Genomic DNA, 18,154 nt, shown 5'->3' on the forward strand with positions numbered 1-18,154 from the left:
GATGAAGAATAAATCAATAATTTTTAAAATTTTGGAAAATGACAAAGGTGGGAAGATAGTTTTATCAACACTTGCACTTGTGGTTTTTGTAGTATCATTTTGTAACCTATTTGTCCCTAGTGATTCAGCATTTTATATCTCAACTTTTACAGTTACAATTTTAGGTAAGTATTTAGCTTTTGCACTTTTAGCACTTGCCCTTGATTTAGTTTGGGGATATTTAGGAGTGTTAAGTCTTGGTCATGGAGCATTTTTTGCCCTTGGTGGATATGGACTTGCCATGTATCTTATGCGACAAATTGGTGATAGAGGAGTTTATGGAAATCCTGAATTACCTGATTTTATGGTATTTATGAATCTTAAAGAGTTGCCTTGGTTTTGGTATGGGTTTGATAATCCTTTGTTTACTTTTATTATGATTATGTTAGTACCTGCAATCTTAGCTTTTGTATTTGGTTGGTTTGCTTTCAAATCAAGGGTTACAGGAGTTTATCTTTCAATCATAACACAAGCTATGACCTATGCACTTATGTTAGCATTTTTTAGAAATGACATGGGCTTTGGTGGAAACAATGGTTTGACTGATTTTAAAGATATTTTAGGATTTGACTTGTCAGCTGATTCTACAAGAGTTGGTTTATTAATAATTACATTTTTAGCATTGACTTTGGGATATTTGATATGTAGGTTTATTATCAATTCAAGACTAGGACGTGTAGTTATATCTATACGAGATGCAGAGAGTAGAGTAAGATTTTTAGGATATAAAGTTGAACAGTACAAATTATTTATTTTTGTTGTTTCTGCCATACTTGCAGGAATCGCAGGAGCACTTTATGTTCCACAAGTGGGAATCATAAACCCTGGTGTATTTTCACCACTATTTTCTATTGAACTTGTTATTTGGGTAGCAATAGGTGGAAGAGGAACTTTATATGGAGCTATTATTGGAGCTATTATTGTAAATTTTGCAAGTACCTATTTTACCTCTGCACTTCCTGAAGTTTGGTTATATGCTTTAGGTGGATTGTTTGTACTTGTAACTTTATATCTTCCACAAGGTGTAGTTGGACTTATAAGTAAAATTAGTGCAAAACTTGGAAAGGCTAAATAATGAAACTATTAAGACATGAAAATGAACAAAATATTGGTAATCTTAAAATAGGAGATAGAATATTATTAGTTGATGGTGTTAGTGTTAGTTTTGATGGATTTAAAGCCCTAAATAACTTGAGTTTTTCGATTAATTATGGGGAATTAAGATGTATCATTGGAGCAAATGGTGCAGGAAAATCAACTATGATGGATGTAGTTACTGGAAAAACAAGACCAGATGAGGGAGAGGTTATTTTTGGAGAAGCGGTTAATTTACTTGACCTAGATGAGCCATCAATTTCTGAAATAGGTATTGGAAGAAAATTCCAAAAGCCAACAGTTTTTCAAAATCATACAGTTTTTGAAAACCTTGAACTTGCTATGAAAGATGATAAACGATTTTTCAAAACTCTTTTTTCAAAACTAAGAACTGAACAAAAAGACAAAATCGAAGAGACCATGAAACTAATCGGTCTAAAAGAACTTTACAATATGGACGCAGGTATTTTATCCCATGGTCAAAAACAGTGGCTAGAAATTGGTATGCTTATCATGCAAGAGCCAAAATTACTTTTGGTGGATGAGCCAGTTGCAGGTATGACACCACAAGAGGTGGAAAAAACAGCAGAAATTTTAACTAGTCTATCAAAAGAGAATGCGGTAGTTGTCGTAGAACATGATATGGAGTTTATACGAAGTATTGCAAGTAAAGTAACAGTATTGCATGAGGGTTCTGTTTTAGCTGAAGGTAATATGGATGCTATACAAAACAATGAGAAAGTAAGACGTGTGTATTTGGGAGAATAAAAAATCCAAATAATGCACCTATTACTTCGTTAAAGATTTTTCATTTACTAATAGTAAACTTCAAAATCTTTGCTTTGTACTAGCCACATTCTTTGGATTTTTTTGAATTGAAGGAAAATTAATGTTAAAAATAGAAAAAATAAATCAATATTACGGTCAAAGTCACACCCTTTGGGATTTGGATTTAGAAGTTAAAAAGGGTCGGTGTACTTGTCTTATGGGAAGAAATGGAGTTGGTAAAACAACACTTAGTAAAGTTATTATGGGATTACTTCCTATTAAAGATGGAAAAATCATCTATGATGGGCAAGACATATCAAAACTTGCTGACCACAAAAGAGCAAGTATAGCTATAGGTTATGTTCCTCAAGGAAGAGAGATATTTTCTCAACTAAGTGTCCTAGAAAACTTACAAATTGGAGTATTGGCAAATAGAAATAAAATCTCAAAAGTTCCAGAAAAAATATATGAACTTTTCCCTGTATTAAAAGATATGCAAAAAAGAAAAGGTGGGGATTTATCTGGTGGTCAGCAACAACAACTTGCAATCGCAAGAGCACTTTGTATTGATCCAAAGTTTTTAATTCTTGATGAGCCAAGTGAAGGAATACAACCAAATATCGTAGCCCAAATTGGAGAAGTGATTGACTACCTTACAAAAGAAGAAGATATGACCGTTTTACTTGTGGAACAAAAACTTCCTTTTGCAAGACGACATGGGGATGATTTTTATGTAATAGATAGAGGAAGTGTAGTGGCACAAGGAGAGATTTCACAGTTAAGCGATGATATAATAAAACAACATCTATCGGTATAAACTAGGAATAAAATGAGTATAAAATTTAATTTTAAAGATGATAAATTTTCTTTAGATAAATTGGAACTTCCTTCAAGACACTATTACTTTAGTGAGGAAGAAAATTATATAAAACTTCTAAATATAGGTGAGGGTATTTTCCCAAAAGACAAAATTAGAACCTCTTTCAAACTTGATAATTCAAATTTAATACTTACGACTGAATCAGCAACTAAAATTTATCCATCAAAAAAAGAGTATGGAATAAATAAAATAGATATAACAATTCAAAATGGCTCAAACCTAGAGTTTCTAAATGACGAACTTATTTTATATAAAGACTCAAAATATATTCAGTTTTTTAATCTAGACTATGATGATAGCTCAACTTTTTTTTACTCAGATATTTTGAGTCGTGGAAGAAGTTTTGAGGAGTTTGATTTTTCAAAAATGTTGATTAAAAATGTTTTTATTTGCAATAAGAAAAAAGAGTACATTGAAAAATTTGATGTATGTGGAGATGAATTAAAAAATTATATTCAAAGAAAAAATAGTGAAAACTTTATTTTTGCAAAAGTATATATGAAAACAAAAGAAAATGAAAACTTTATAAAAAATATACAGCAAAATGGTTTTGAATCTTTTTCTTTTAGTCATAATAAAAAAATCATAATTGGAGTAATTAGTTCTAATAATATGTCAAATCTAAAATTAAAGATTATGAAAATATGGGAATTTTATAGAAAAGATTTAAATAAAGAGATATTTAATTTAGGGAAACAGTGAGTTGATATTGCAAAATGACATATTTTTTAATCTGAATAAATTATTTGAGTATTATTTATAAAATGAATATTTGGGACTTAAAACGATGAATGAACAAAATAAATCAGATATGGTTATTTATAATGATGGTGAACTAGAACTGAATGTTTCAGTTACAAAAGATACCCTTTGGCTAACTCAAAAACAAATAGCAGAGCTTTTTGAAGTTACAATTCCAAATATAAATATGCACATTAAAGCTATTTACAAAGAGGAAGAACTTTTTGAAAATCGAACTATTCAGAAATACTTAATAGTTCAACAAGAGGGAAAAAGAAAAGTTAAAAGAGAAGTTGAACACTATAATCTTGATGTTGTTATATCCGTAGGATACCGAGTTAATTCCAAAAAAGCTACAACCTTTAGACAATGGGCAACATCTGTACTTAAAAACTACATTACTGATGGGTATGTCATAAACTCTGAAAAAATCACAAATGATAGATTTGTATCTTTGGAAAATGAGGTAGTATTTTTAAAATCACAAATGCAAGAAATGAAAGCACTTATTAATGGTGATAGCTTTAAGCCAAGTAAGGGAATCTTTTTTGATGGTCAAATCTACGATGCCTATGTTTTTATCAATGATTTGCTAAAAAGTGCAACAAATGAAGTAATACTGATAGATAACTATGTCGATGATACAGTTTTCACACTCTTTAGTAAATACCAAAATCTAAAATTCAAAATTTATACTCAAAAGATCTCTAAATACCTTAATCTTGATTATCAAAAATATAAAGCTCAATATCAAAATATAGAGCTTCAAGAGTTCAAAAAAGCCCATGACAGATTTTTAATCATAGATAATAAAGAGATTTATCACATTGGTGCAAGTCTCAAAGACTTAGGTAAAAAGTGGTTTGCATTTTCTAAATTTGAGATAGAGGCTTTGGATATTTTAGGAAGATTGAAATAATGGAAACAAATAAAGAACTTATTAAAGAGTCTTTAAAAGAACTCTTTACATCTAAAGAAGCATTTATTACTATTTTGTCTGGTGAATGGGGCGTGGGCAAAACTTATTTTTGGAAAGAAGAAGTTTCTGATTATATTACTCAAACTGACAAGCAGGTATATATTTCTTTATTTGGATTAAATTCAATTGATGAGATAAAAACAAATATTTTATTTAATATATCAAAATTCAAAAAATCTACAAACTGGCTAAATAAAAATATTGTATCAAGGTTTAAAAGTTTAAAAACGGTATTAAAATTAGATGATAATGTAACTATACCATTAAATATGGAAATAATTAGTAGTCTCTTTTCTTTATTAACAGAAGGTGATTTTAAAGAAATAGTTATTTGTTTTGATGACATAGAAAGGATTTCAAGTAAAATTGATTTTAAAGACTTTATGGGCTTTTTATCTGAGTTAAAAGAAAAAAAGAAATGCCAAGTTGTGATTATTCTAAATGAGAATGAGCTTGACAATTTGTCAAACATAGACAAAAAGCCATATAGTGAAATATTTTCATTATATAAAGAAAAAATTGTAGATTATGAATTTCATTATAAGCCTAGTGTAAAAGAATGTTTTGATGCAGTAACAAAAGAGTTACATTTTGATAAGGATATTATATTTGATTTTTTTAATAAAAAAGAGATTAAAAATATAAGAGTTATAAATCAATGTTTATATCATTTGCATAAATTTTTATTTATTATAGAATTGAATTTAGATAGTAGAATAATTGAAAAATTCTTACAAACAGCATTAGCAACTTTTTCTTTTAAAATGATTCATAATTTGTCAGAAAAGGAATTTGAGGAATTTAAAAGTTATAAAGAAGCAAAAGATAAATATTCAACATTAAAATCTATATCACGACAATCTAATATAAAAAAAGCTGAAATTGAAGATTTTGATAAAATTGAAAAATTTGAGAAGTGCTTGAAAGATTATGAATCAAAAATATATTGGCATAAGTTAGAAAAAATATTATACAACTATCTCTATAGTGCCTTGATAAATGAAAATGAAATCAAAGAATTTTTGCAAAATGAAAATGAAAATACTTTTATATTAGATGTTCAAGAAGCATTTAAGCAGTTAGATGATAACTATTTATATCAGTTAAATTTATCAAAAGAAAACTATGATAGTCAATTAATAAAAATATTAGAAAAAAATAAGACTAAACTTTCTAATATTTTATCTTTAGATAAACTGAATCAATATATAAAAAAGTTAGAAAATACTAATGATAAAAATAAAATTATATTAAAAAAAGAAATTTTAGAGAATTATATTAAAAATGTTATGGATACTCAAGATAATGAAAAAGAGGGAATATTTCAACGTAATGATGTTGAAAACATGTTAAATACATATCCAGAATTAAAAGAATTTGTAAACAAACATAGGGAAGTATATGATATATATGATTTAAATAATTTTTTTAATAATTTAGTTGTAGAAAATAATGCTTATTTGAGTAGGAAAGATGAAATAATTATTAAGAAATATAAAGATGAGATTAAAGATGAGATGATAAGTTCAAAAGAGTTTTTTAGATTGATTATTTTAATAGTTAATAATCATAGTAGAGATTCCGATATAAGTATATTAAAAGAGATTTTAGATGAATTGAAAAATGATGAAAAATATCGGGATAAAATCATTTTTTTAGAAGAAGAAAAATTGATATAGATGCATATAGATTATTAAATTAATAGTAATAAAAATATTTTAGAACAACTCGTTGAAGCCACTGAGGTGGACAAAGTTGGAAAATGTTTTTAGAAGGATTGGCAATATGAACAAACTAAATCAACCAAATAAACTTATCTGTAGAAAGGAGATAACAAGATGTTTTTAACCAATAGAGAACAAGAAAAACTGATGCTTTATACCGCTTCAAAACTCGCCCATGAGCGAAAAAATAGGGGCTTAAAGCTTAACTTTCCAGAAGCAACAGCGATTATTAGCGCATACATCATTGAAGGTGCGAGAGATGGTAAAAGTGTAGCTGAGCTTATGGTTGATGCCACAAAAATTTTAACTGAAGATGATGTTATGGATGGAATTGCTTCTATGATGCACATGGTACAAGTGGAAGCTACATTTGATGATGGTACTAAACTTGTAACTGTTCACAATCCTATTACTACAAGTAAAAAAGTAGATATTGAACCGGGTGAATATTTTATATCAAGTGGTGAAATTACTTTAAATGAAAACAAACAAATTACAACTTTACAAGTTGAAAACAGAGGCGACAGACCAGTTCAAATTGGATCACACTATCACTTTTTTGAAGTGAATAAAGAACTTGATTTTGATAGAAAAGAGGCTTATGGGAAAAGACTTGATATACCAGCAGGAACGTCTGTACGATTTGAGCCAGGTTCTGTAAAAGAGATAAATCTAATAGAGTTTAGTGGTAAAAGATATATGAGTGGATTTAATGGTTTAGTTGAAGGCTTTTTAGATGATGTTTCAACAAAACAAAATGCCATGAAAAATTTAGAAAAGTTTTTAGGAGTATAAGATGAAAATATCAAAAGAAAAATATGCTTCAATGTATGGACCAACGACTGGTGATAGATTTAGACTAGCTGATACTTCTTTAATAGCTAAGATAGAAAAAGATTATACAATTTACGGAGAAGAGAGTAAGTTTGGTGGTGGTAAAACTGTACGTGATGGTATGTCACAAAGTCCAACGGCTGTTGATGTTGCTGATTTGATTATCACAAATGCCATTATTATAGATTATACAGGTATTTATAAAGCTGATATTGGAATCAAAGATGGAGTAATATCTGCCATTGGAAAATCTGGTAATCCAAATCTTTGTGATGGTATCACAGAAGGGCTTGAAATAGGTGCAAATACAGAAATACTATCAGCTGAAGGCAAAATCATAACTGCTGGTGGGATAGATTCACATATTCATTTTATAAGTCCGGGTCAAATTGATGTTGCCTTAGCAAGTGGAGTTACCACTATGATAGGTGGAGGAACGGGACCAAATACTGGAACAAATGCCACAACATGTACACCAGGAGAGTGGAATATTGGTAAGATGATACAAAGCGTGGATAACTTACCACTTAACTTTGGTTTTATGGGAAAAGGAAACAGCTCTTGTAAAGAGGCACTAGAAGTTCAAATAAAAGCTGGTGCTATGGGATTAAAACTGCATGAAGATTGGGGAAGTACACCAAAGGCTATTGATACTTGTTTAAGTGTTGCAGATGAGTATGATGTACAAGTTGCAATTCATACAGATACTTTAAATGAATCAGGATTTGTGGATAATACAGTTGATTCTTTTAATAATAGAACAATACATACCTTTCATAGTGAGGGAGCAGGGGGTGGACATGCTCCTGATATTATGAAAGTAGCAGGATTAGCAAATGTATTGCCATCAAGTACAAATCCAACATTGCCATATACAAAAAATACTATAGAAGAACACCTTGATATGCTTATGGTATGTCATCATTTGAGTCCAAAGATTCCTGAAGATGTAAGTTTTGCAGAAAGTAGAATTAGAGGTAAAACAATTGCAGCTGAAGATGTGTTGCATGACTTGGGAGCTATTAGTATCACAAGTAGCGATTCACAAGCTATGGGAAGAGTAGGGGAAGTACTTATTAGAACATGGCAAGTAGCAGATTCTATGAAAAAACAACGTGGTGTTTTACTTGGAGATGATGAATTAAGTGATAATAACCGTATCAAAAGATACATCGCAAAATATACTATAAATCCAGCCATAGCTTGTGGAATAGATGAGTATGTGGGAAGTGTAGAAGTTGGTAAGATGGCTGACTTAGTTTTATGGAATAGAGCTTTCTTTGGAGTAAAACCAGAGATTATCATTAAAGGTGGATTTATAGCACTTAGTATGATGGGTGATTCAAATGCTTCAATTCCAACACCAGAACCAAATATGTATAGACCTATGTTTGGAAGTTTAGGAAAAGCAAGTGCTAAAACAAGTGCAATTTTTACTTCAAAAGTAGCATGTGAAAATTTAGCTAATAAACTTGATATTTCAAAAAAAGTATTGCCAGTTAAGAATACTAGAAATATAGGTAAAAAAGATATGAAGTTGAATGACTTTATTGGAGATATTGAAGTAAATCCTGAAACTTATGATGTAACTGTAAATGGGGAATTAATTGATTCAAACTATGTATCTGTAGTACCGATGGCAAAAAAATATTTTATGTTTTAAGAAAAATATTGCTATAATTGACATATATTTGACAATAAGGAAATATCATGACACAAAAATATGGTTCTAGGGATATTATACGAAATCCCTCATTATTAAGAATAGATGAAAATGACAGTTTTGTCGTAGAAGATAAAAAAGCTCATAAAACATTGGGTGTATATCTTGGAACAAAACTAGCAGAAGAGTTTTTTAATTATACTCAAAAACGAGAGTTACTTAAATCGGCTCTAAAAATAAAAAATAGTGCAAATAAAGAGTTTGAAGAACTTGAAGGAACATTAAATGATGGAATATAAAAGAGGAGATATCGTTTTAGTAAATTTCAATCCACAAAAGAAATCTGAAGAAATAGCTAAAATACGACCAGCAATTATTGTTTCAGATACCCAACTCAATGAAATCCTAGATTTAGTGAGTGTCATTGCTTTAACAACAAATCTAATAGATGATGCTTTACCTTTGAGAGTAAGAATTGAAAAAAAAGAGAATTTAAAAAAAGATAGTGATGCAATGATAGAACAATTAAGAAGTGTATCAAAAAGTAGAATTAGTGAAAAGATTAGCTCATTGGATGAAAAACAGTTAAGTCAAATAGAGTATGGAATAAAAGCGATGTTAGCTTTGTAGATTATATAAAGTTCAAATACAAATTCATAAAAAACTCATATTATTCCATCTAATTATGGACTTCTCAAAAAATGTTTAGTTTTATATCTTAATGCAAATGTCTATATTTTAAACAATATTTTTATATCAAAAGTATTTTATTTAAATATAATATTTTATATTTATTAAGGTAGTGTGATGATAAAAAAAGTTATAGAAATCAAAAAAGATATTGAAGCAAATGATGAGGTTGAGCTATCTTGGTTTGATATGCAAAAACCTAACTTAACTGGTGTTAGTAAAAGTGGTGTAAACTTTGTAGTAAAAGCAAAATTTACCCATCTTCATGAAAACGATATTTTAGTTTGTGAAGATAACTATTCTATAAAAGTAAAACGCTGTGCTGATGAGGTTTTTGTTTTGGAGTTTTCAGATGCTTTAGTTTTTGCAAAAACTGCATATGAAATAGGAAACCGACATCAGCCAGTACACATAGAAGAGTTTAAGATAACTGTTTTAGATGATATATCTTTAGGAGATATTATAAAAGAGTGTTATGCAAATGAAGAGATAAATGTAGAAAAAACAAAAGGGTATTTTAAGCCAAATGGCAAAGCACACCACTCACACTAATCTTAAATCTATAAGTAGATTTTTACAAATACTTGATGGAACTTTTCCATCAGGTATGTTTGTTCATTCTTTTGGGCTTGAACCACACATTGTAAAAGAGGTAGTTTATGATGAAAAAAGTTTAAAAATCTACTTAGAAAATCTAATTATAGACCAATATTCAAAGATGGAGTTTGTGTATATTAAAAAAGTATATGAAGCTTTGGAAAATAACAAATTAAATCTTATAAAAAAACTTGATAATGAGTATAGTGCATATTTAACTTATGAATACGCAAAAGCCTCAAAAGATATAGGTCAAAACTATTTTGCTCAAATAAAAAATTTAGCTACAAAAGATGTAGTAATAAAATATTTTGATGAGATAGAGAATAAAACTTGCGAAGCAAATGAAATCGTAGTTTTAAGTGCTTTGTCATATGACTTAGATATTAGCATGGAAGATTTTATTGTTATGTGGACGAAAAAAAACCTTATAAATATAGCTGCAACAACACTTAAAATATCAAGAATAAAACCCTCTCAAATACAGAAGATGCTATTTGAGTTTGATGAGATTTTAGAAGGTATTATTTTTGAAAATATTGATAAAAAGATTACAAATTTTAATCCCCTTTTTGAAGAGATTATATTTTGCCATAAAAATTTAGAACCTAAGTTATTTGTAACATAAAAGGAAATTGATGAGTTTAAAAATAGGAATCGCAGGACCAGTAGGAAGTGGAAAGACTTCATTAATAGAGAGTCTTACAAATTTGCTAAAAGATAAGTATTCACTTGCAATTGTCACAAATGATATATATACAACAGAAGATGCAAACTATCTTAAAAGAACACTTGATTTAGATGAAAATAGAATTACAGGTGTTGAAACAGGAGGTTGCCCTCATACAGCAATAAGGGATGATATCTCTATGAATCAAAAAGCAGTAGTAGAACTTGAAAAGAAGTTTAATCCTGATATTACATTTGTAGAAAGTGGAGGAGATAATCTAAGTGCTACTTTTTCTTATGAGTTGATTGATTATTATATGTATGTAATAGATGTGGCACAAGGTGCAGATATACCGCGTAAAAAAGGTGCAGGACTTCTTTTTTCTGATTTACTTGTGGTAAATAAAACTGACCTTTCCCCATATGTTGGAGTTGATTTAGTATCTATGAAAAGCGATGTGGAAACTAATAGAAAAAACAAACCTTCTGTTTTTATTTCAAATAAAGATGAAGAAAGTTTAAGGCAAGTTATTTCTTGGATAGAGGCTTTATTATAAAAAAATTATAAAATATAAAAATATTTTTCATTTTACTAATCTTAAAATGAGTATTCATTCGATAGAATAACATTCTAAAAGGATTTATATACTTGAAAAGAATACTTAGAATAATATTATTATTAGTTTTTTCATTTAATTTGTTTGCTTCTGAAGCTGTTTTAACACAAAAAGAAAAAGATTGGATTAAAAAACATCCTCTAATTACTTTAGGAACTGATTCAAATTGGGCACCATTTGTATTTAATAGTAATGGTAATCTTTCTGGATTTGATGTTGATATTTTAAATCTTATTAATAAAAATACAGGTGCAAACTTTCAACTACAAACTGGTATTTGGAAAGAGATGGTTGAAAAAGCTAGCAAAAGAAAAATTGATGGTCTTAGTACAAGTGCTATACATGCTGAAAGAGCGCAGCTTTTTAATTTCTCAAATGTTTATACATCTACTAAAAAATACCTAATTATTTTAGATAATAACTCTCAACATCTCGCTTCAAGTAGTGATTTAGTTGGTAAAAAAATAGGTTATCAAGAAAATAATCTATTTGATAAAAAACTTGTATCCCAATATACAGAATCAATTTTAGTGCCATTTCAAACCGTAGATGAAATTCTTAAAAATCTTGTAACGGGAAAAATTGATGTAATAATTGGTAATCATGAAATCTTTTATTTAGCACAAAAGGAAAGATTACCTTATTTGAAAATATTAGATGAAGTACCAAATAGTAAGTTAAATTTAGTATTTTCAGTAAGAAAAGATTATCCAGAAGCAATTTCTATTTTAAATAAAGGTTTAAATTGCATATCAGATGATTTAAAAACTACAATAAGTAAAAAGTGGTTTTCCTTTAGCCTTAATAGTTTAGATAATAAAAATAATATAAACTTAACAGCTGAAGAAAAAGAGTATTTAAAAAATAAAAAGTTTTTGAATGTGGGAGCATTAAATACTTTTCCACCTTTTAGTTTTTATGAGAATGAAAAATTAAGGGGCTATAGTGTAGATTATATGAACTTAGTGGGTAAATATTTAGATATTGATATTGAATTTACTAATAATAAGCCTTGGGATGAACTTTTGTTGATGTTAAAAAATAGACAAATAGATTTGATTCCACATATTGCAGTAAATAATGACAGAAAAAAATATTTAGAATTTACAAATTTTAATCATATTGAATACACAACAGGTGTAGCTGTTGAAAAAACTAGTGCTATAAACTCCATGAATGATTTAAAAGATGGAACTATTGCAGTTGCAAAAAAAACTTTTATTCATACTTTTTTAAAAAATAATTATCCAAACCAACGATTATTTTTTTCAAAATCAACTGCTGATGCTGTAGAAGATGTTGCAATGGGAAAAGCACAAGCAGCAATTGGAAGTTTGCCTGCACTAAATTATTATATTCAAAAAAATTGGTTAACAAATATAAAAATAATTACATTAAATGATCTTCAAATTGGGAATAAAACAGCGCTTCCTATGGCAGTTTCAAAAGATAATTTTGTATTAAAATCCATATTAGAAAAAGTTAATGATGCAATACCACATAATAAAATTGTAGAGCTGAAGCAAAAATGGATGAATGATACTATTCATAATAATACAAATCGTAATTTAAATGCCAATGAATTTAAATATCTAAAAAATAAAAAAATAATAAAAATGTGTGTTCTTCCCAATTGGCTTCCCTTTGAACAAATTGACAAAAATGGTAAACATAAAGGAATTGGTGCTGATTTTATGAATTTAATATCTGAGTATATTGATACTCCAATAGAGTTAGTTCCAACTACTGATTGGGCTCAATCTTTACAAAATATAAGAAATAAAAGATGTGACATACTTCCTGTTGCAATGGATGTACCAAGTAGAAGAGATGTAATGAATTTTACTAAGCCATACGTTTCTGAACCATTTGTTATCGCAACTAAGATGGATAAACTTTTTATTAAAGATTCTACTTCTTTGAGTAATAAAAAAGTTGGTATAGTAAAAAATTATGCTTTTATAGAAGTATTAAAACAAAGAAATCCATCTGTAAAAATAGTTGATGTAGCTAACACAAAAGATGGATTAGAAAGAGTAAGTAATGGGGAGTTGTTTGGTTATATTGATACTATGCCAACAATTGGTTATGGAATACAAAAATATTCAATGTATGATTTGAAAATTGCAGGTAAATTGGAATTTGATATTGAGCTTAGTATAGCATCAAGAAATGATGAGCCAATATTAAATACTATTATGCAAAAAGCCTTAGATGATATAAGTGAAGAGAAAAAAAGAACTATCGTAAATAAATGGATTGAGATAAAAGTTTCACAAGAAGTTAATTATACTTTATTGTGGCAATTAAGTTTAATCTTTTTGTTTATTGTTTTAGCAATTTTATATAAAAATCGTGCAGTTATTCTTGTAAATAAAGAGTTAACAAAAGCCAAAAATGAGATTGAAGAACAACAAAGAATGGTTGATAAATATGTTTTAATACTTACAACTGATACTGAAGGAATAATTACCTATGCAAATGAAGCATATTGTAATGCCACTGGTTATTTAGAAGATGAATTAATAGGTAAAAAGCATACTTTTATGAAACATCCTGATAATAGTAATGAGCTCTTTAGTGAATTGTGGAATACAATTATAAATAATAAAATTTGGTGTGGAGAGATAAAAAATTTTAAAAAAGATGGAAAATCTATTTGGTTAAATGTGTATATTGAACCTATTATAAAAAATGATATTAAAATAGGTTATAGATCGATTTCAGAAAATATAACTGATAAAAAAAGAATTGAAGAGTTATCAATTATGGATAAGTTAACAGAACTTTACAACAGAATGAAACTTGATGAAATCATGCTAATAAAAATTGAAGAATTTAAAAGATTTGATATAAATTTCTCTTTAATATTAATAGACATAGACAATTTTAAAAACGTAAATGACACTTATGGACATGATGTAGGGGATTATGTATTAAAAACTATTGCGAATATTTTAAAGAAAAATCTTAGAAAAATAGATGTTATTGGTAGATGGGGAGGAGAAGAGTTTCTTATAATTTGTGAAAATACAAATATATATCAAGCTCAAATAGTTGCTGAAAATCTTAGAAAAACTGTTGAAAATAAATATTTTGATGTTGTTGGAAATAAAACAATAAGCCTAGGAGTTGTTGAATTTAAAGTTTCTGATGATATTAAAACTATATTTAAAAGAGTTGATACAGCTTTATACTCAGCTAAAAATTCAGGGAAAAATAAAACAGTATTATTATAAAAATATGTTTATCGATTTGTTCTAATAAGTTTATTTCTTCCTGATTTTTTTGCTTGATATAATAAATTGTCTGAATTATGCAAAATCTTATCTATATTATCAAAATCTTCCCTTGAAGTTAATCCCATAGATACAGTAAATTTTACTACTTTGTTATCTATTTTTATTTCAGCATTTGAACATGTATCTCGAATCTCTTCTGATATTTTAGTTACTTCTTCATCAGTTTTATTGTAAAAAGTTAGGGAAAATTCTTCCCCTCCAATTCTACCAAAGACTATTTTTTTATCAATTATTGAAGATACTATATTACAAAAAGAAATTAAGACTTTATCTCCAACATTGTGACCATAAGTGTCATTTATAGTTTTAAAATGGTCTAAATCGATTAATAATACATGCAAATTATGATTAAATTTAATTGCTTTACTTAGTAACTCTTCACTTTTTATAAAATAACTTCTTCTATTTCTTATTTTTGTAAGTGAGTCAATATTTGCTAAAGTAAACAACTCATTATTTTTAGATTTTAATTTATCATAAGCCATATTTAAAAGTTTTGTTCTATTTGCAACTTCTTCATTTAATAAAGAGTTTTGATTTTCTATTAAATATTGACTTTTATAAATATAAAAAAACACCAAAAATAAAATAAGTGATATCAGTAGATTAAACAATAAAATTGTTTTTTTACCTTTTAATACAATATTACTGTTATTTTTAGAAATCAATGAGATTAAATATTCTCCATCAAAGTTATAAAAATTGATATGATTTATTATCATGTCATTTTCATAATAAGTTTGTATTTTTACATTTTTTAAAAAAGCTAGGTTAATTTCTAGATTATTTTGTATTGAATCATGTGTTGAAATTTTTATTTCATCAAAAAGAGAATAATTTATTAAAAAATCTTTATTTTCTGAAAGTTTTACACTTATTAGATAGCCCTTTGGTTTACCAGTAAAATCACTTTTTAGAATTTCACTTTTTGATAAATATAAAAATTTTGATTTATAATTTATTATTGTATCAACAACATTTTTATTTTTTAAATTGCTACTAATATATTTTTCAAAGTCTTTTTTATTTGATTCTAGGAAGCTGTTTCTATATTTTGAAAAGAAAACTCTATTTTCTATATCTAAATAGAGCATAGCATCTATATTTATTCCTTCAAGGGTTGCTGTGCCATCTCTAAAGTTTTCATATATGTAATTTTTATTTTTATCTTGAGCAAAAGTGTACGTATCATCCCATTGACTATAATCATGAGTAGTACCTGATATATTTTTTAAGTTTCCATCTATATCATGTAGTAGTGAATTTACATTATTTAGATTTTGCATTTTTTCTAAATAGATAAAATCATCAAGAAAAAATTTGTAACTAATAAATATAAAGGATATTATTAAAATAAAGTATGAAAGTATAAATTTAACAATGTTTGTTCTAATATATTTAAATCTCATCTTAGCCTATTTTTTACTTTTAAAAATCAAATTCTTTTATTATACAAATTAATTATTAAATAATAAACAATAATTTATTTTTTACAAAATAATTTTAAGAAATAAATCAGTAAATCAAGTCTATTTATGATAAAATCCGCCTTATGAACAAAGAAGATTATTTTATAAAACAATTTAAAAACAGACATAAAAATATTATAGGTGATGATGGAGCTGTTGTAGGTTCACATGTTTATAGTATGGATGCTTTTTTTGAAGATGTTCATTTTAAACGTGAATGGATGAGTTTAAAACAAATTGCTAGAAAAGCAATGATTGTAAACATATCTGATGCAATAGTTATGAATGCTATTCCTAAATATGCCCTTTTAAGTGTTGCTATTCCCAAAAATTTTTCAATAGATGATTTAAAAGAATTAGCAAAAGGGTTTAAAAGTATTGCCAAAAAATTTGGAATTAAAATAATCGGTGGAGATACTATTTCAAATACTAAACTTGATATCTCTATTACTATTATCTCAAAAACAAAAAAACCTGTTTTTAGAAAAGGTTTAAAAAAAGATGATTTACTTTGTTATACAGGAGATTTAGGAACGTGTAAAAGTGATTTGGAACTTCTTTTAAAAGGAAAAAAAGTCTCTAAAAAATCAAAGTTTTTAAAACCTAGATTAAATCCTGAATTTTTTTATGAAATAGCACCATATATAAACTGTGCACTTGATATTTCAGATGGATTATTTTTTGAGTTAGAAAGGCTTTCTTCTATAAATAATTTGGGATTTGAATTTTTTGATAAAATAAGTAAAGAAGTGGGGTGTTCAGGTGAAGAGTATGAAATATTATTCTCCTTTTCACAAAAAAATGCTCAGATTATCTCAGAAATTGCACAAAAATATGAAGTTAAGTTAAACATCTTTGCAAAAGCAGTTGATGGAACATATAAATGTGATTGCCAAAATCATCATTTTAAATAAGGGAAAACATTGGAAGAAAACACACAACTAAACAGACATAATTTACAATACTATTTAAATCATTCAAAAATAGATGTACTTTTTAAACAAAATAAAGATGACTTCGTAGTTACTGAAATCCCATTGTATGATTTTACAGGTGAGGGTGAACATATTGTTGTAAAACTAAGAAAAAAAGACTTAGCAACGTGGGATGCCTTACAAATTATTGCTGATACTATTGGTTGTAAAATAAGAGATATTGGATATGCTGGATTAAAAGATAAAAATGCAATGACCATACAACATATCTCTATTCCTAAACAGTTTGAAGAAAAAATAAATAGTTTTACCCATGAAAATATAAAGTTCTTAGAAACTATCAACCATAACAATAAAATAAGAGTTGGACATCTAAAAGGTAATAAGTTTTTTATTAGACTTAAAAGAGTTACTCTTATGGATGCCAAAAAGATAGAACAAGTTTTAGGAAAAATTGCAACATATGGTATTCCAAATTATTTTGGATTTCAAAGATTTGGTGCTTTTGGAGATAACCATGAAAAAGGTCAACAAATAGTTGAAGGAACATTAAAAGAGAAAAGAAGAAACCTAAAACAGATGTATTTAAATGCTTATCAAAGTTATCTTTTTAATTTATGGCTTTCAAAAAGAGTTGAAATTTCTAAGTTAATTGATGCCTTTGAACCAAAAGAGATTTGTGAAAAGATTGGTATTCCACAAGATATTGTAAAACAAATGAAAGCACAAGAACATCCTTTTAAAATGCTTCCTGGTGAACTTATGAGTCATTATCCTTTTGGGAAAATTTTTATAGCAGAAGAACTTGATGTAGAAAGTGACAAATTCTATAAAAAAGATAGAGTTCCAACTGGACTGTTACCAGGCAAAAGAGTAAAACAAAGTGAAGGTTTAGCCTTAGAGTTTGAAAAAGAGTTTGATAAAAAAACATTTGAAGATGGAAGTAGAAGATTTGCTTGGGTTTTCCCAGATGAAATTGAATCAAATTATAAAGAAGATAAAAATTGGTTTGAGATTTCATTTACCTTGCCAAAAGGTTCATATGCCACGCAAGTTATCTCAGAAATAATACACTAATAATATATTTTATTTTTAAGCTTAGCTTTGATAAACTTTAAACCATAAGAAATGTGTCCATTTAAAATAAAAGGT

The 18,154-nt window shown here is 27.5% G+C and carries 17 protein-coding genes; 16 read left to right on the forward strand and 1 reads right to left on the reverse strand.

Going from position 1 to position 18,154, the window contains the following annotated elements; translation table 11 throughout:
* Position 1: 1 nt before the first annotated feature.
* The 14 genes from urtC to ACQY5W_RS09035 all read left to right on the forward strand — a co-directional run bounded on the left by urtC (position 2) and on the right by ACQY5W_RS09035 (position 14,535).
* The gene (gene urtC / locus ACQY5W_RS08970) at positions 2–1,114 is read left to right on the forward strand and encodes an urea ABC transporter permease subunit UrtC (RefSeq protein WP_428024622.1); all 1,113 of its coding nucleotides are present in this window, start codon (positions 2–4) and stop codon (positions 1,112–1,114) included.
* Positions 1,114–1,902 (forward strand): urea ABC transporter ATP-binding protein UrtD, encoded by a 789-nt coding sequence (gene urtD, locus ACQY5W_RS08975; RefSeq protein WP_428024623.1) that lies wholly within the window; start codon positions 1,114–1,116, stop codon positions 1,900–1,902. Before urtC ends, urtD begins: the two co-directional genes overlap by 1 nt.
* 121 nt (positions 1,903–2,023) lie before the next feature.
* On the forward strand, positions 2,024–2,719 hold the full coding sequence (gene urtE, locus ACQY5W_RS08980; protein ID WP_428024624.1) for an urea ABC transporter ATP-binding subunit UrtE: 696 nt from the start codon (positions 2,024–2,026) through the stop codon (positions 2,717–2,719).
* 12 nt (positions 2,720–2,731) lie between these two features.
* Complete coding sequence (locus ACQY5W_RS08985; protein WP_428024625.1) at positions 2,732–3,484, forward strand: urease accessory protein UreD; 753 nt, start codon at positions 2,732–2,734, stop codon at positions 3,482–3,484.
* An 85-nt stretch (positions 3,485–3,569) separates the two neighbouring features.
* Positions 3,570–4,442 carry a virulence RhuM family protein gene (locus tag ACQY5W_RS08990; protein WP_428024626.1) on the forward strand — a complete coding sequence of 291 codons (873 nt, stop codon included), beginning with the start codon at positions 3,570–3,572 and terminating at the stop codon, positions 4,440–4,442.
* A complete protein-coding gene (locus ACQY5W_RS08995) occupies positions 4,442–6,181 on the forward strand; it encodes a hypothetical protein (RefSeq protein WP_428024627.1) in 1,740 nt (579 codons plus the stop codon). The genes ACQY5W_RS08990 and ACQY5W_RS08995 overlap by 1 nt, the downstream gene beginning before the upstream one ends.
* A 159-nt stretch (positions 6,182–6,340) precedes the next feature.
* The gene (locus ACQY5W_RS09000) at positions 6,341–7,021 is read left to right on the forward strand and encodes an urease subunit gamma (protein ID WP_428024628.1); all 681 of its coding nucleotides are present in this window, start codon (positions 6,341–6,343) and stop codon (positions 7,019–7,021) included.
* A gap of 1 nt (position 7,022) precedes the next feature.
* A complete protein-coding gene (gene ureC, locus ACQY5W_RS09005; RefSeq protein ID WP_428024629.1) occupies positions 7,023–8,723 on the forward strand; it encodes an urease subunit alpha in 1,701 nt (566 codons plus the stop codon).
* 47 nt (positions 8,724–8,770) lie between these two features.
* Positions 8,771–9,022, forward strand: coding sequence for a hypothetical protein (locus ACQY5W_RS09010; RefSeq protein ID WP_428024630.1), 252 nt, complete (start codon positions 8,771–8,773; stop codon positions 9,020–9,022).
* Entirely contained in the window at positions 9,009–9,353 is a 345-nt protein-coding gene (locus tag ACQY5W_RS09015) for a type II toxin-antitoxin system PemK/MazF family toxin (protein ID WP_428024631.1), read from the forward strand. Before ACQY5W_RS09010 ends, ACQY5W_RS09015 begins: the two co-directional genes overlap by 14 nt.
* A 177-nt stretch (positions 9,354–9,530) precedes the next feature.
* Positions 9,531–9,965 (forward strand): urease accessory protein UreE, encoded by a 435-nt coding sequence (locus ACQY5W_RS09020; protein WP_428024632.1) that lies wholly within the window; start codon positions 9,531–9,533, stop codon positions 9,963–9,965.
* Entirely contained in the window at positions 9,940–10,638 is a 699-nt protein-coding gene (locus tag ACQY5W_RS09025; protein WP_428024633.1) for an urease accessory protein UreF, read from the forward strand. The genes ACQY5W_RS09020 and ACQY5W_RS09025 overlap by 26 nt, the downstream gene beginning before the upstream one ends.
* 10 nt (positions 10,639–10,648) lie before the next feature.
* Positions 10,649–11,236, forward strand: a complete 588-nt coding sequence (gene ureG / locus ACQY5W_RS09030; RefSeq protein WP_428024634.1) for an urease accessory protein UreG — start codon at positions 10,649–10,651, stop codon at positions 11,234–11,236.
* A 92-nt stretch (positions 11,237–11,328) separates the two neighbouring features.
* Positions 11,329–14,535, forward strand: a complete 3,207-nt coding sequence (locus tag ACQY5W_RS09035; RefSeq protein ID WP_428024635.1) for a transporter substrate-binding domain-containing protein — start codon at positions 11,329–11,331, stop codon at positions 14,533–14,535.
* A gap of 8 nt (positions 14,536–14,543) precedes the next feature.
* Here the strand turns inward: ACQY5W_RS09035 and ACQY5W_RS09040 are convergent, their stop codons facing one another.
* Complete coding sequence (locus ACQY5W_RS09040) at positions 14,544–16,007, reverse strand: sensor domain-containing diguanylate cyclase (protein ID WP_428024636.1); 1,464 nt, start codon at positions 16,005–16,007, stop codon at positions 14,544–14,546.
* A gap of 143 nt (positions 16,008–16,150) precedes the next feature.
* On the opposite strand from ACQY5W_RS09040, the gene ACQY5W_RS09045 reads away from it, so the two are divergent.
* On the forward strand, positions 16,151–16,981 hold the full coding sequence (locus ACQY5W_RS09045; RefSeq protein WP_428024637.1) for a thiamine-phosphate kinase: 831 nt from the start codon (positions 16,151–16,153) through the stop codon (positions 16,979–16,981).
* A gap of 9 nt (positions 16,982–16,990) precedes the next feature.
* The gene (gene truD, locus ACQY5W_RS09050; RefSeq protein WP_428024638.1) at positions 16,991–18,079 is read left to right on the forward strand and encodes a tRNA pseudouridine(13) synthase TruD; all 1,089 of its coding nucleotides are present in this window, start codon (positions 16,991–16,993) and stop codon (positions 18,077–18,079) included.
* Positions 18,080–18,154: the final 75 nt, after the last annotated feature.

Source organism: Arcobacter sp. (assembly GCF_050300555.1).
Lineage (GTDB): Bacteria > Campylobacterota > Campylobacteria > Campylobacterales > Arcobacteraceae > Arcobacter.